Source organism: Hymenobacter negativus, from assembly GCF_016056375.1.
Taxonomy (GTDB): Bacteria; Bacteroidota; Bacteroidia; order Cytophagales; family Hymenobacteraceae; genus Hymenobacter; species Hymenobacter negativus_A.
Genome location: NZ_JAEDAE010000014.1, coordinates 42157 through 54604, shown reverse-complemented (window position 1 = coordinate 54604; position 12448 = coordinate 42157). Strand labels below are relative to the sequence as shown.

12 protein-coding genes are annotated in these 12448 nt (G+C 63.4%); 3 read left to right on the top strand and 9 right to left on the bottom strand.

What is annotated here, in order from left to right:
- The 3 genes from I7X13_RS21645 to I7X13_RS21640 all read right to left on the bottom strand — a co-directional run.
- Positions 1-537 (bottom strand): hypothetical protein (locus I7X13_RS21645; RefSeq protein ID WP_233454878.1); only part of this gene is annotated, 537 nt, incomplete at its 3' end.
- A gap of 48 nt (positions 538-585) precedes the next feature.
- Positions 586-762: a hypothetical protein gene (locus I7X13_RS20700; protein WP_198076950.1), complete on the bottom strand. Its 177-nt coding sequence runs from the start codon at positions 760-762 to the stop codon at positions 586-588.
- A gap of 3 nt (positions 763-765) precedes the next feature.
- Positions 766-1314: a hypothetical protein gene (locus tag I7X13_RS21640; protein ID WP_233454877.1), complete on the bottom strand. Its 549-nt coding sequence runs from the start codon at positions 1312-1314 to the stop codon at positions 766-768.
- A 408-nt stretch (positions 1315-1722) separates the two neighbouring features.
- Here I7X13_RS21640 and I7X13_RS20690 point away from each other — a divergent pair, with 408 nt between their 5' ends.
- The 3 genes from I7X13_RS20690 to I7X13_RS20680 all read left to right on the top strand — a co-directional run bounded on the left by I7X13_RS20690 (position 1723) and on the right by I7X13_RS20680 (position 4437).
- A complete protein-coding gene (locus I7X13_RS20690) occupies positions 1723-2010 on the top strand; it encodes a hypothetical protein (RefSeq protein WP_198076949.1) in 288 nt (95 codons plus the stop codon).
- 13 nt (positions 2011-2023) lie between these two features.
- Positions 2024-3544: a T9SS type A sorting domain-containing protein gene (locus I7X13_RS20685; protein WP_198076947.1), complete on the top strand. Its 1521-nt coding sequence runs from the start codon at positions 2024-2026 to the stop codon at positions 3542-3544.
- A gap of 182 nt (positions 3545-3726) precedes the next feature.
- Complete coding sequence (locus tag I7X13_RS20680; RefSeq protein WP_198076946.1) at positions 3727-4437, top strand: SAM-dependent methyltransferase; 711 nt, start codon at positions 3727-3729, stop codon at positions 4435-4437.
- A 117-nt stretch (positions 4438-4554) separates the two neighbouring features.
- Here I7X13_RS20680 and I7X13_RS20675 read toward each other — a convergent pair whose 3' ends face one another.
- The 6 genes from I7X13_RS20675 to I7X13_RS20650 form a co-directional block, all read right to left on the bottom strand.
- Entirely contained in the window at positions 4555-5922 is a 1368-nt protein-coding gene (locus I7X13_RS20675) for an ammonium transporter (protein ID WP_198076945.1), read from the bottom strand.
- Positions 5923-6051: 129 nt separating this feature from the next.
- The gene (locus I7X13_RS20670; RefSeq protein ID WP_198076944.1) at positions 6052-7350 is read right to left on the bottom strand and encodes a sensor histidine kinase; all 1299 of its coding nucleotides are present in this window, start codon (positions 7348-7350) and stop codon (positions 6052-6054) included.
- Between the two features lie 174 nt (positions 7351-7524).
- On the bottom strand, positions 7525-8919 hold the full coding sequence (locus tag I7X13_RS20665) for a sigma-54-dependent transcriptional regulator (protein ID WP_198076943.1): 1395 nt from the start codon (positions 8917-8919) through the stop codon (positions 7525-7527).
- Between the two features lie 125 nt (positions 8920-9044).
- A complete protein-coding gene (locus I7X13_RS20660) occupies positions 9045-9743 on the bottom strand; it encodes a head GIN domain-containing protein (RefSeq protein ID WP_198070615.1) in 699 nt (232 codons plus the stop codon).
- Positions 9744-9862: 119 nt separating this feature from the next.
- The gene (locus I7X13_RS20655; RefSeq protein ID WP_198076942.1) at positions 9863-11062 is read right to left on the bottom strand and encodes an ABC transporter permease; all 1200 of its coding nucleotides are present in this window, start codon (positions 11060-11062) and stop codon (positions 9863-9865) included.
- Between the two features lie 89 nt (positions 11063-11151).
- On the bottom strand, positions 11152-12411 hold the full coding sequence (locus I7X13_RS20650; RefSeq protein WP_198076941.1) for an ABC transporter permease: 1260 nt from the start codon (positions 12409-12411) through the stop codon (positions 11152-11154).
- Positions 12412-12448 lie beyond the last annotated feature (37 nt).

The following is a 12448-nucleotide window of genomic DNA, read 5'->3' as shown; positions in this document are numbered from 1 at the left end:
CCGAAAGGTGACACCGGCTTTGACGGCGCGGCTGGTCCGAAAGGTGACCAGGGCGTGCAAGGTGTAGCCGGTCCCATGGGCCCCAAAGGCGACACGGGTTTTGACGGCGCGGCCGGCCCGAAGGGCGACCAAGGCCCAGCAGGCCCAACAGGCCCAATCGGTCCGAAAGGCGACGCCGGCTTTGACGGCGCGGCCGGCCCGAAAGGCGACACAGGCCCGCAAGGCCCGGCTGGTCCTATTGGCCCGAAAGGTGATACTGGCGCTACCGGAGCGGATGGCGCCAAAGGCGACCAAGGGATTCAAGGCGTGGCCGGTCCCATGGGCCCCAAAGGCGACGCTGGCTTTGATGGTGCAGCCGGCCCGAAAGGGGACACGGGCCCGCAGGGCGTGGCCGGCCCGGTAGGGCCCAAAGGCGACACGGGTTTTGACGGCGCGGCCGGCCCGAAAGGCGACCAAGGTGAGCAGGGCATTGCCGGCCCCGTTGGTCCGAAAGGCGACCGTGGCTTTGACGGCGCGGCTGGCCCGAAAGGCGACCAAGGCGACCAAGGTGTGGCCGGTCCCATCGGTCCGAAAGGTGATGCTGGGTTAGATGGTGCCAAAGGGGAAAAAGGTGATACTGGCGCAACTGGAGCCAACGGCGCCAAAGGTGACCAGGGCGACCAAGGCGTTGCGGGCCCCGTTGGCCCCAAAGGCGACACGGGCATGGCCGGCACCAATGGTGCCAAAGGCGACCAGGGTGACCAAGGTCCAATTGGTCCCCAAGGGCTAAAAGGTGATACAGGCGAGACGGGTGCCACTGGCCCCCAAGGCGTTGCTGGCCCTAAAGGCGACACCGGGGCAACGGGTGCTCAGGGTGTGGCCGGTGCTGTTGGCCCCCAGGGTGCTACTGGCGAAACTGGTGCCACAGGCCCCCAAGGCGTTGCTGGCCCCGTTGGTCCGCAGGGATTGAAAGGTGATACGGGCGCGATGGGTGCCACCGGTGCCCAAGGCGCAGCTGGTCCCCAAGGCGAAGTCGGACCGGCGGGTCCACAAGGTGCTACCGGCCCAGCCAGTACGGTAGCCGGTCCTCAAGGCCTGAAAGGTGACAAAGGCGATACTGGCGACACCGGCGCTCAGGGTGTGGCCGGTGCTACCGGCGCGACGGGTGCTACCGGCGCGACGGGTGCCACCGGCGCTGCAGGTCCGCAGGGCGTTGCTGGCCCCATTGGCCCGCAGGGATTGAAAGGTGATACTGGAAATACCGGGGCTCAAGGTGCTACTGGGGCCACTGGTGCTACCGGTGCTACTGGCCCTCAGGGCGTAACGGGCCCTCAAGGCGCAACGGGTGCCACAGGTGCTGCGGCTACTGTGACTTTAGGTGCCACCACGACCGGCGCGGCGGGCTCGAGCGCATCCGTTACCAATACCGGGACTACTTCGGCAGCTGTATTCCGCTTTACCATTCCAAGAGGCGACACTGGCGCTCAAGGTGCCACTGGTGCGACCGGTGCCACTGGTGCCACTGGTCCGCAAGGCCCCGCTGGCCCCACTGGTCCACAGGGCCCGGCTGGGCCTACCGGTGCCACCGGTGCTAATGGCGCTGCCACTGTAACGATAGGTACTACAACAACGGGGCCTGCTGGTTCGAGTGCCTCTGTAACCAATAGCGGAAGCAGCACAGCGGCGGTTCTGAACTTCACGGTTCCGGCTGGGCCGGCAGCTACTGTTGGCGTTCTGGCTTCGATGCCTGGCAACAATAGCAGTGGTAGCAACGCAGCTAGAATTACTCCTAGCTTTAGCGGCAGCGCCAGCGCAAACTACATCAAAGTAACCACCAGCAGCACCACTGATAATGCCTCCTTGTCTATTGCTGATGGTGCTTCGGTTGCCGGGCGCGTTGTATACATAAAAGCCTCTGGCAGCAGTTCTCTGACCGTATATATTGTGAACGGCAATGCTACCGTATCGAGTGTTATCATTCCTGCTAACACCATGGGCACTTTTGTTTCTGATGGAACAAACTGGAATTAATCAGTACGAGACCATGAACCGATACCTCAAACGTTTCGAACCTCCCAAAGTCGCGCTTGCGCTGCTGCTGGTGTGTGGTGCTACGGCCCTGCACACCAGCCAGGCACAGGGCCTCTACAACGGAGCGGGCGGCCTCGTCGCCCTCACCGATTCGGTGCGCTACGTGCGCGGCGATGTAGAGAATGCCGGCGAGTTCGACCTGACCTCCGCAGCTGGTAACTATTCCAACCGGCTCTTCATTGATGAAGGCAACCTGCTGAACACCGCCGCTGGCACTTGGGTAGCCAGCAAAAGTACAGTGGTACTGATGGGCATGACGCCCCACGTACTCAGCATGAACGGTGCCACGCTCTACAACCTGCGCCTCGACAACCCAGCCGGCACCACGCTTGGCTCCGATGCCACGGTAGCCAACGGCTTGCGGCTGGCCACGGGCAACCTGCTCACCACGGCGGCTTACAGCCTGCGCCTGGCATCGGGCGGCACCCTGATGGGCCCCGGCCCGGCCGGCACCGAAGACGATAGCCACTACGTGCGGGGCAGCCTGACGCAGCAGCAAGCCGTGCGCGGCACCGAGCCCGTCAACTTCGGCAACATGGGCTTTGTGCTGAACCCCAACGGCCAGGCCCTGACGCTGGCCGTGGACCGCCGCACCGGCCTGAACCAGCTGAACTACTCCTACGCCCAAAGCCCGGCGTTTGCGGGCAAGCAGGGCATCGACCGCATCTGGCGAGTCAGCACGGCCGATGAACGCAACCCAACCAAAGCCGTCAAGCTGTCGCTGAGCTGGCTGGCCGACAACGACCACGGCCTGGACTTTGGCGGAGCCCTGGCCCAGGTGTGGTACTCCATCGACCGGGGCCAAACCTGGGTGAAAGCCGGCGAGCCACAGCCCGCCCTGGCTCGCACCGTAGCAGTGGCCACCACCGAGCTAAACGCCTGGTACACTGTGAGCCTGAACAGCCTGCCCGCCGTGGCTCCGCTGGCTCAGACACTGTTTTCGGGCACCGCCCGCAGCGCCGATGCCGTGCTGACCTGGTCGACAACCACGAAGCCGAGCAATGGCTGGTACGTCATTGAACGCTCCACGGACCAGCAGAAGTGGCAGGAAATCAGCCGGCAGGTGGTAGCCAGCCAGCGGTGGTCGCCGGCCGCCTCCACGGCCATCGACAAAGACGCGAGCCAGTTGGGGGCCACGCTGTTCTACCGCCTGCGACAGCTCGACACCGAGGGCAAAAGCCAGTTGAGCAAGGTGCTGGCCGTGCGTTTTGCCAGCTCCATGGTCTTCAAGCTCGAAGCCTACCCGGTGCCGCTGCAGGAATACCTTACTCTGGACTTGATGAGCTCGGGCACAGGCCCGGTCCAGCTTGACCTCTACGACATAGCCGGGCGCGTGCTCATCCACCGCGAAGAAACGGCGGAGGCCGGTGCAAGCCGCTTCCAGCTTGATGTTCGGGCGTTGGCTAGCGGTGTATACACGCTGCAAGCCCGCCAGGGCGACCAGCGCGTTACCCGCCTGCTGAAGCGCGACTAGCGCCTACAGCTGCTGACCGTCAGTCCAATCGCCCCGCTTTCTTTATGAAAGCGGGGCGATTTTTGTTTGACTGATATGCAGGCCGAGGCGCATTCGAGCGTCCGAAAGCTCATTCGATGAATGCGGCCACGAGGGTTGTCAAGCGGTAGCGCCGTTCCTTTGCAGCATATTATTTATGCCCAATGTCCGGAACCCTTTTCCTCATCCCAACGCCGCTGGCCGACGACACGGCCCCGCAGGTGCTGCCGCCGCAGGTAGTGGCCGCCGTGGCGTCCCTCCCCTATTTTCTGGTGGAGAATGCCCGCACCGCCCGCCGCTTCGTGAAAAGCGTGGCCCCGCACCGCGTGATTGAGGATATCCGCTTCGTAGTCATCGACAAGGACAGCACCGACGCGGAAGTAAAAGCCGCACTCGCGCTACTGGCGAAAGAGGGCATTGATGCCGGCATTCTCAGCGAAGCCGGCTGCCCCGGCATTGCGGACCCCGGCGCGGCACTGGCGCGGGAGGCGCACCGGCAGGGCCTGCGGGTGCGGCCGCTGGTGGGGCCGTCGTCGCTGCTGCTGGCGCTCATGGCCTCGGGGCTGAATGGGCAGCAGTTTGCATTTCACGGGTATTTGCCCATTGAAAAAGCGCCCCGGGTGGCGGCCATCAAGGCACTGGAGAAGGAGGCGCAGCTGCGGCAGCAGTCGCAGCTGTTTATCGAAACGCCTTACCGCAACGGGGCGCTGTTCAGCGACTTGCTGGCGCATCTGCAGCCCGGCACCCGCCTGTGCGTGGCGGCCGATGTGACCGGGGCAGGAGAGTTTATTAAGACGCTGACCGTGAGCGACTGGAAGCGCCTGCCAGCCCCGGAGCTGCACAAGATTCCGACGGTGTTTGTGATTGGGACGTAATACTAAAAGTGCCTGTCATCCTGAGCGCAGCGAAGGACCTAATCATATAAGAACTACTTGTTCATGCGTGATTAGGTCCTTCGCTGCGCTCAGGATGACAGGCGCTTTTAGTAGCTACTACGATGCCCGCACCACGAAACGTAACTCTTTGGCGGATTCCAGCTCCTGGGGCGCGGGCAATACTGTTTCGCCGTGCTGGCTGAGGTCGAGGCCATCGGCTTCGTGCGTAGCGTTTACCCGAATGGGAATGAGGACGTTGGTTACTTTATAGAGTAGGTAGGAGCCACCGAAAGTGTAGACCGAAATAAAGGCCAGCGCGCCGAGGTGGTGCAGCAGCAGCGTCCAGGAACCGGTGGGAACCAGGCCGCCATCCTTGGCAAAAACGGCGGTGAGAATCATGCCCGCGATGCCGCCCACGCCGTGGCAGGGAAACACGTCAAGCGTATCATCCAGCGTGGTGCGGTTTTTCAAATCGACTGCGCCGGCGCTAATGGCGGCCGACACTACGCCGATGAACAGCGCCGGGCCGTAGCTCACGTAGCCCGCCGCTGGGGTGATGGCTACCAGGCCCACCACCGCGCCAATGGCCGCGCCCGCCGCCGAGGGCCGCTGCCCGCGCACGGCCTCAATCATCATCCAGGTGAGCATAGCGGCGGCCGAAGCCATGTGCGTGGTGAAGAAGGCCTGCACCGCCGTGGCATTGGCCGCCAGCGCCGAGCCGGCATTGAACCCAAACCAGCCAAACCACAGCAAGCCCGTGCCAATGAGAATGAACGGCACGTTGGGCGGCACGTGGGTGTGGCCTTCGAGGTGGCTGTGGCGGCGGCCCAGGGCCAGGGCGCCCGCCAGCGCCGCGAAACCGGCCGAGATGTGCACCACCGTGCCGCCGGCAAAATCGAGCACGCCCCACTTGAATAGGAAGCCGTCGGGGTGCCAGGTCCAGTGGGCCAGCGGGCAGTAGATGAGCAGGCTAAACAGGCACATGAACAGCAGATAGCCCCAGAACCGGATGCGCTCGGCAAACGCGCCGCTGATAAGGGCGGGCGTGATGATGGCGAATTTCAGCTGGAAGGCGGCGTAGAGCACCAGCGGCAGGTTGGGGGCCAGGCGCGGGTGCGGGGCGGTGCCCACGTTGTTGAACATGAAGAACGTGAGCGGATTGCCAATCACGCCGCCAATGCTGTCGCCAAAAGCCAGCGAAAAGCCCACCACGTACCACAGCACCGAAATGACGCCCAGCGCGATAAAGCTCTGGAGCATTGTCGAAATCACGTTGCGCTTGCTCACCATGCCGCCGTAGAAGAAGGCCAGGCCGGGCGTCATCAGCAGCACGAGGCCGGAGGCAGAGAGCATCCAGGCCAAATCGGCGGGATTGAAGGCGTTGGGAAGGGCGTCGGGGTGGCTTTGGGGGAGGAAGGCGGCAAAGCCGGCTAATAACAGGATGGCCCCGAGGCAGGCAGTAGCTAAATATCTTTTCCGAGTCATAGTGGGGTAAATTTAGAGACACCTGACCGAAGATATTAAATAATTTTCACTTACCCCCTTTCATAACAACACCCAAAAACATCATTAATTATTCAATTCACCGAAAACCCCATTAAAAATAACCCCCATTTAGAAATCAATACTAAATGCCGTGCGGCCGGCCTCATTCGTTTCGAGGCGGAAGCGGAAGCCGTGGGCCAGCAGCACGTCGCGCACCAGCGTGAGGCCGATGCCCTGGCCGTCGCGCTTGGTGCTGAAGAAGGGCGTGAAGAGCCGCTGGCTGACCTCGGGGGTGAGGCCGGGGCCGTCGTTTTCGATGGTGAGGGCGGGTGGGCTGAGCGTGGTGCGCACCCACACGTTGCCGTCGCGGCCAATGGCTTCGAGGGCGTTTTTGGCCACATTGAGCAGGGCCTGCTCTATTTGCTGGGCGTCGAGGGGCAACATGAGCGGGCCGGCGGGCAGCTCCAGGTGCCAGGCAATGTTGCGCTCCTCGCTCAGGGGCTGAAGCAGACGGCCGATGCCGCGCAGCAGGGCGTGCACATCGGTGGGATGCGGCACGGGCGGGGGCAGGCGTACGAGGTGGGCGAAGTTGGCAATAAAGTTGGCCAGCTGGGTGTTGCGGGCGATGCTTACGTCGAGGGCCTGGGTGAAGTCGGGCTGGTCGGCGGGGTCGAGCTGGGGGGCGTAGTGCTGGAAGCTGTGCAGGATGGAGTTGATGGCCCCGATGGAATTATTGATTTCGTGCGACATCATGCGGATGAGCTGCCCGTAGGCCTGCTTTTCCTGCTTGATGAGCTCCTGAGTCAGCTCTTCCAACACAATGAAGCGGCGCGTGAAGCCCCGGTCCAGGAAATGGGCGGCGTGGGCGCGGTAGGTGGCCAGGCCGGAGAGGCGCAGGGCCTGCGGCTGGTCTTCGGCCAGGGTGGCCAGGGCCGGGCCCCAGGGCGCGGCTAGTTCGGCCAGAACCTGGCCGGCCAGCGCGGCGGCCGGCTGGCCGATGAAGCGTGCGGCAGCGGCGTTGGCACTTTCAATTCGGCCTTCGAAATCGAGAATGAGGATGCCGGCGGGCGAGGCCTGAATGAGGCGTTCGAGCAGGAAGCTTTTTTCGTGCTGGCTCACGCGCTCGTGCCGCAGGGCGTCAATCATCTGGTTATACACGAGGATGAGCTGGTCCATGTCGCGCTGGCCCACGGGCACGAACTTCATGCTAAAATCCTGGGCCTGAATGGCCGCCGTGCCCGCCGCAATAAGCTGAAACGGACGCACAAAGCCCCGATAAAGCTGCGCGGTGACGGCGATGCTGATGAGCAGCAACACCTCGCTCCCAAAGAACAGCGGCACGTTGGTGGTGCGCAGCTGGACCGCCAGCGCAATGAGCACGACGTGAATGAGGGTAGTGAAGAGGAGAAACTGGAGACGGAGGGACATGGATTGGGGCAAAAGAACATCAGGCGGAACGCCACGCTGAATGGGTAGAGACGCAATATTTTGCGCCTCGTCGTTGCTGATGTTGTTTAGTCCGCACGGTTATGGGCGATTCCGCGCAGTCCCGGCTGTTCAACGACGAGACGCAAAGTATTGTGTCTCTACCCCCGATTGCTCCTACGCATCATACGGGATGCCATGCTTCTCGAACCTGCGATACAATGCGCCCCGGCTCAGCCCCAACGCCTTCGCCACGCGGCTGATGTTGCCGTCGTAGTGTGCCAGACTCTGCCGAATCATCTGGGCCTCTAGCTCATCGAGGGTCATGGTGCCGGGAGCGGGCAACGGCGACTGCGTGACGGAGTGGCTGAGTGATTTCATGGCGTTGGCCTGGAAATCCTCGGGGCCTAATTCCTCCTTGCCGCTGACGAGGACAGCGCGCTCTACCAGGTTTTTGAGCTCGCGGATGTTGCCGGGCAGGGCTTGCTCGCGCAGCCAGTGCAGGGCGCGGGTGCTCACGCGCAGGGCCGGGCGCTGGTAGGTAGCCCGCAGCTGGTCGAGGAAGTGTTGGGCCAATAAGGGAATGTCGGCCGCCCGTTCGCGCAGGGCGGGCAGGCGCACCGAAATCAGGTTAATGCGGTAGAACAAGTCTTCGCGGAAACGGCCCTGCTGCACCATCTCGGCCAGGTTGCGGTTGGTGGCGGCGATGACGCGGATGTCGAGCCGGCGGGGTTTGGAGTCGCCCAGGACTTCGTAGGTGCGGTCTTGCAGCACGCGCAGCAACTTCACCTGCGAGGCCAGCTCCAGCTCGCCGATTTCATCGAGGAAAATGGTGCCGCCGTTGGCCAGCTCGAAGCGGCCCACGCGGTCGGTTTTGGCATCGGTGAACGCGCCCCGGCGGTGGCCGAACATCTCGCTTTCAAACAAGCTGCTCGAAATGCCGCCCAGGTTCACCTTCACGAAGGCCTGGTTTCGGCGCGGGCTGTTGCGGTGAATGGCTTCGGCGATGAGTTCCTTGCCGGTGCCGCTTTCGCCCTCGATGAGCACGGCGGCATCGGTGGCGGCCACCTGGCCCACCTGGCGCAATACGTGCAGCAGCTGGGCATCGTGCCCGATAATATCCCGAAAGGCAAACTGCTGGTCGAGCTGGCGGCGCTGGCGGGCAGGGGCTTCGGTGGGCTCCGCGGCGGGCTCGGCGGGGTGTTCGTGCACGGCCAGCACCGTGCGAATGGTCTGGAGCAGCGAGTCGTTGTGCCAGGGCTTGGTCACGAACTCGGCCGCGCCGGCCTTCATGCCCTCCACGGCCAGCGCGATGCTGCCCCAGCCGGTGATGAGGATGACAGGCACCTGCGGGGCAACGGCTTTCACCTGGGCCAGCAGGGCCAGGCCATCGTGCCCGCTGGTATCGAGCGAGAAGTTCATGTCCATGAGCACCAGCCGGGGCGGGGCTTTGCGCACCACAGCCAGGGCCTCGGCGGGCGTGGCCACGGCCTGCGCGGGGTAGCCGGCCTGCTTCAGCAGCAGCTTCAGCGAGGTACGGATTGCCAGGTCATCGTCGACAATGAGAAACATGATGTTTTTTGGGGCTTATTGCCCAGAGTGCTTGTTGCCAAGTGCTTGGCACCTGGTGTTCAGGGCACTCGGAAAAGTTCAGCCGAATTGCAAGGCGAATACTTAATTACCAAGCACTAAGCAGCCTACCGCTGCTTCACGCTGCCGCCGCTGCTGGTGCGCTTGCTCACGCGGGGCGAGCCGGAATAGCGCACGCCGCCGCCGCTGCTGGCGTCGGCGGTCAGGGTTTCCTGCACGGTCACGCTCAGGTTGCCGCCGCTGCTGGCCGAGGCATCGCAGACGCGGGCCACCAGGCCATCGCCTTTGAACACGCCGCCGCTGCTAGCCCCTACGTCGAGGCGCTGGGCGGTGCCGGCCAGGGTGGCCACGCCGCCGCTGCTCACGTGCGCGTTGACATCGGTGCTGATGAAAGTGGCCTTGACGCTGCCGCCCGACGACGCGGCCACGTCCAAGCCCTGGGTGGTGAAGGCGCCCACCACTTCGGCGTGCGCGCCGCTGCTGGCGTGCAGGGCCGTGAGGCTGGTGGCCGTGACGTCGACGCGCATGTGGCGCACGTTTTTCAGGCCCAGCGTCTCGGCCCACTCGCGGTCGAAGCTGATTTTGAGCACGCCGTCGCGCACTTCCGTCAGGATGCGGTCGAGCTGGTCGGCTTCTTCGGCGCTGGCCACCACGCGCTGGGTGGTGCCGGAAGTCAGGCGCAGCTCAATGCCGTTGCCCACCTCCACGGCGTGGAAGCTGGCCACGTTGCGCACCTGGGGCCCGGCCTGGGCAAAGGCAGCCGTGCTCAGGAGGCAGAAAAAGGCGGTGGCGGTGAGGTTTTTCATAACTACTACAGAAAAAAGGTGAGGATGAAAAGCAGCGTTGCTGAAGCGACAGATGCAGCGGGCGGCCCGGAAGTTGCCTGCGCTACCAGCTAGCTGCGGCAAGATAATTGGCCGCCTCCCTACTCCTCGCGCAGGGCCACCGCCGGGTGAATGCGCGCCGCCAGCCGGCTGGGCTGCCACGCGCACAGCGCCGTGATGGCGTACACCGCGCAGGCCGCCGCCGCGATGGCCAGCAGATAGGGCTGGGTGGGCAGGTCGAAGGCATTGAGCAGCGGGAACTGGGCCGCCAGCAGCCCGCCCAGCAGTACCCCGAAGGTGGTGACTACCATCATTTCACCCAAAAACTGCCAGCCGATGCCCGCGCCCGTGGCCCCCATGGCCCGGCGCAGCCCAATCTCGGCCCGGCGCTGGCTGATGTTGTACCACAGCACCCCGAACAAGCCCAGCGCTACATTAATGATGAGGAACAGGCCCATGAGGCCCAGCCCCACCACCGGTACCAGCGTATAGCGGCGGCGGTGCAGGCGGTCGTCTTCCATCACGCGCACTTCGGTGCTCCATTGGCGCGTGACGCCGGCCACGGTGCGGGCTATTTTTTCCTGCAAGGCGCCGCCCTGGCCGGGGGCCACGCGCACCAGTACGGCGGCCGTTTCCCAGTGGGTGGTGTCGTAGGGCAGCAGGCGCATCCACACCGAGGGGATGGCCTCATCGAATTCGGTCGTCATCCGCACATTATCTACCACGCCCACCACTTGGAACTCGTGCTCGGGCTTGGTGTTTTTGACCACCATGGGGTAGCGGAAAATTTTGCCCAGCGCCGGCTCATCGCCGAATAGGTACTGGCGCATATTTTCGGTGATGACCACGGGGCGGTGGTGGGTGCCGTCGTCGGCCGGCGCAAACCAGCGGCCCTCGCGCAGGTGCAGGCGCAGGACTTCGGCGTAGTGGTCGTCGGCGTCGTAGGTGTTGGCGAAGGGCGTTTTGCGGCCCTTATACACGAAGTCCGAGTTGTTGGTATTGAAGGTGAAGGGCAGGTTGTTGCTGGTCAGGGCCACAGTTTGCACGCCGGGCAGGGCCTTCACCTGGCGCAGCACGTCGTCGAGCTCGGCGCGGGGCATCTTCTGGCCCTGCCCGGCACGCACCAGCAGCCGCCACACCTGCGCCGACTCGAAGCCGCGCGGCGTCAGGAAGTTTTTGCCTGCGGTGATGAGCACCGTGCCCAATCCAAACAGCACCACGAACGAAAAAAAGATTTCGGAAATCAGCAGCAGGTTGGCCCGCTTGCGGTTCCAGATGAGGGTGAAAAGATGGCGGAGCATGGAGTTTGACGAGTTTAGATTTTGTCTGTCATCCTGAGCGCAGCGAAGGTCCTTCGCTGCGCTCAGGATGACACTAGTTTCACCATTAACTATTTCTGTTCGCCCCCGCCGCGCAGGGCAGCCACGGGGTTGAGGCGCGACATTTTCCAGGCCGGGTAGACACCGCTCATCAGGCCGAAGAGCAGGGTGAGCACCATGCCCCAGCCAAACACGCTCCAGCTGAGCGCAAAGTGGGCGTAAGCAACGGGGTGCGCCTCGTTCACGAGGGCCAGCGCGCCGGCGGCCAGGCCCAGGCCCAGCAGCCCGCCCACCAGCGCCAGCACCAGGTTTTCCACCAGAAACTGCCCCACCAAATCGATGCTGGCCGCCCCAAACGCCTTGCGCACCCCTATCTCGCCCGAGCGCTCCAGAATGCGCGTCACGTTCAGATTTACCAGGTTCAGCACGGGCAGCAGCATGAATAGCAACGCCAGCCCGCCCACCAGCACGTAGAATTTGGTAATCTGGTCGTTTTGCAGGCTGGGCTCGTTGCCCAGAATGCCCCGGGTGACGCCTGGCACGATGGGGTCGGCGTAGGAGTAAATGGCTTTCACCTCTTTGGGCCGCGGAATGGGTATCCGCTTCATCATCTGCTGGTACTCTTCGCTCACGGCCGGCACGGCCGCTGCCGAGGGAGCCAGCAGCACCAACAGGAAATCGCCTTCCAGCCGGTCGTCCTTGAAGTACTGCGGACTCAGCGTGTAGGGCACCCATACGTCGGCGTAAGCATACACCTGGGCGGCCGATACGTTGCGCACCACCCCGGCCACGCGGTAGCGTTTCAGGTCGATTTCGATTGTCTGCCCCACCACGTCGGGGCGGCCGAAGTAGGCCCGGGCCGTAGCCTCGTTGATGATGCACACGTGCTGGGCCTGCGCCACCTCGTCGGCCGTGAAGGCCCGCCCGCCCAGGAAATCATAGTCCATGATTTGCCAGAAGCTGCCGTCGGTATAAGCCATGTCCAGCGGCAGCAATTTGCTCTGGGTAAAAGCCGTGGCATTGGCCGAGGCGGTGGTAATGCCCACCTTTTCGGGCGTCTTCATCTTGCGCACGTAGTCGTCCACAAAGTGGATGCTCGCCAGGTTGCTCATCCAACCGTGCCCATCGGCCATCTGGTGCCGGATGGTGTTCACGAACAGCATGCGGTCCACGCGCTTCATCGGCGCGTTGGGCCCCACAGCGTGGTCGAACATGGCCATCACCACCAGCAATATCATCAGCGTGAAGCTCACGCCAAACAGGCTGATGAAGGTGAAGAACTTGCGGCGCATCAGCACCTTCCAGGCGATTTTTAAGTAAGAGAGAAGCATTTTCAGTTATCAGTTAACGGTGAGGAATGAACAGTTG

Excerpts from the sequence above, each read along its gene's own strand:
- I7X13_RS20650 (WP_198076941.1), bottom strand. The coding sequence starts at position 12,411 with ATGCTTCTCTCTTACTTAAAAATCGCCTGGAAGGTGCTGATGCGCCGC.
- I7X13_RS20680 (WP_198076946.1), top strand. The coding sequence starts at position 3,727 with ATGTCCGGAACCCTTTTCCTCATCCCAACGCCGCTGGCCGACGACACG.
- I7X13_RS20690 (WP_198076949.1), top strand. The coding sequence starts at position 1,723 with ATGCCTGGCAACAATAGCAGTGGTAGCAACGCAGCTAGAATTACTCCT.
- I7X13_RS20670 (WP_198076944.1), bottom strand. The coding sequence starts at position 7,350 with ATGTCCCTCCGTCTCCAGTTTCTCCTCTTCACTACCCTCATTCACGTC.
- I7X13_RS20655 (WP_198076942.1), bottom strand. The coding sequence starts at position 11,062 with ATGCTCCGCCATCTTTTCACCCTCATCTGGAACCGCAAGCGGGCCAAC.
- I7X13_RS20660 (WP_198070615.1), bottom strand. The coding sequence starts at position 9,743 with ATGAAAAACCTCACCGCCACCGCCTTTTTCTGCCTCCTGAGCACGGCT.
- I7X13_RS20675 (WP_198076945.1), bottom strand. The coding sequence starts at position 5,922 with ATGACTCGGAAAAGATATTTAGCTACTGCCTGCCTCGGGGCCATCCTG.
- I7X13_RS20685 (WP_198076947.1), top strand. The coding sequence starts at position 2,024 with ATGAACCGATACCTCAAACGTTTCGAACCTCCCAAAGTCGCGCTTGCG.
- I7X13_RS20665 (WP_198076943.1), bottom strand. The coding sequence starts at position 8,919 with ATGTTTCTCATTGTCGACGATGACCTGGCAATCCGTACCTCGCTGAAG.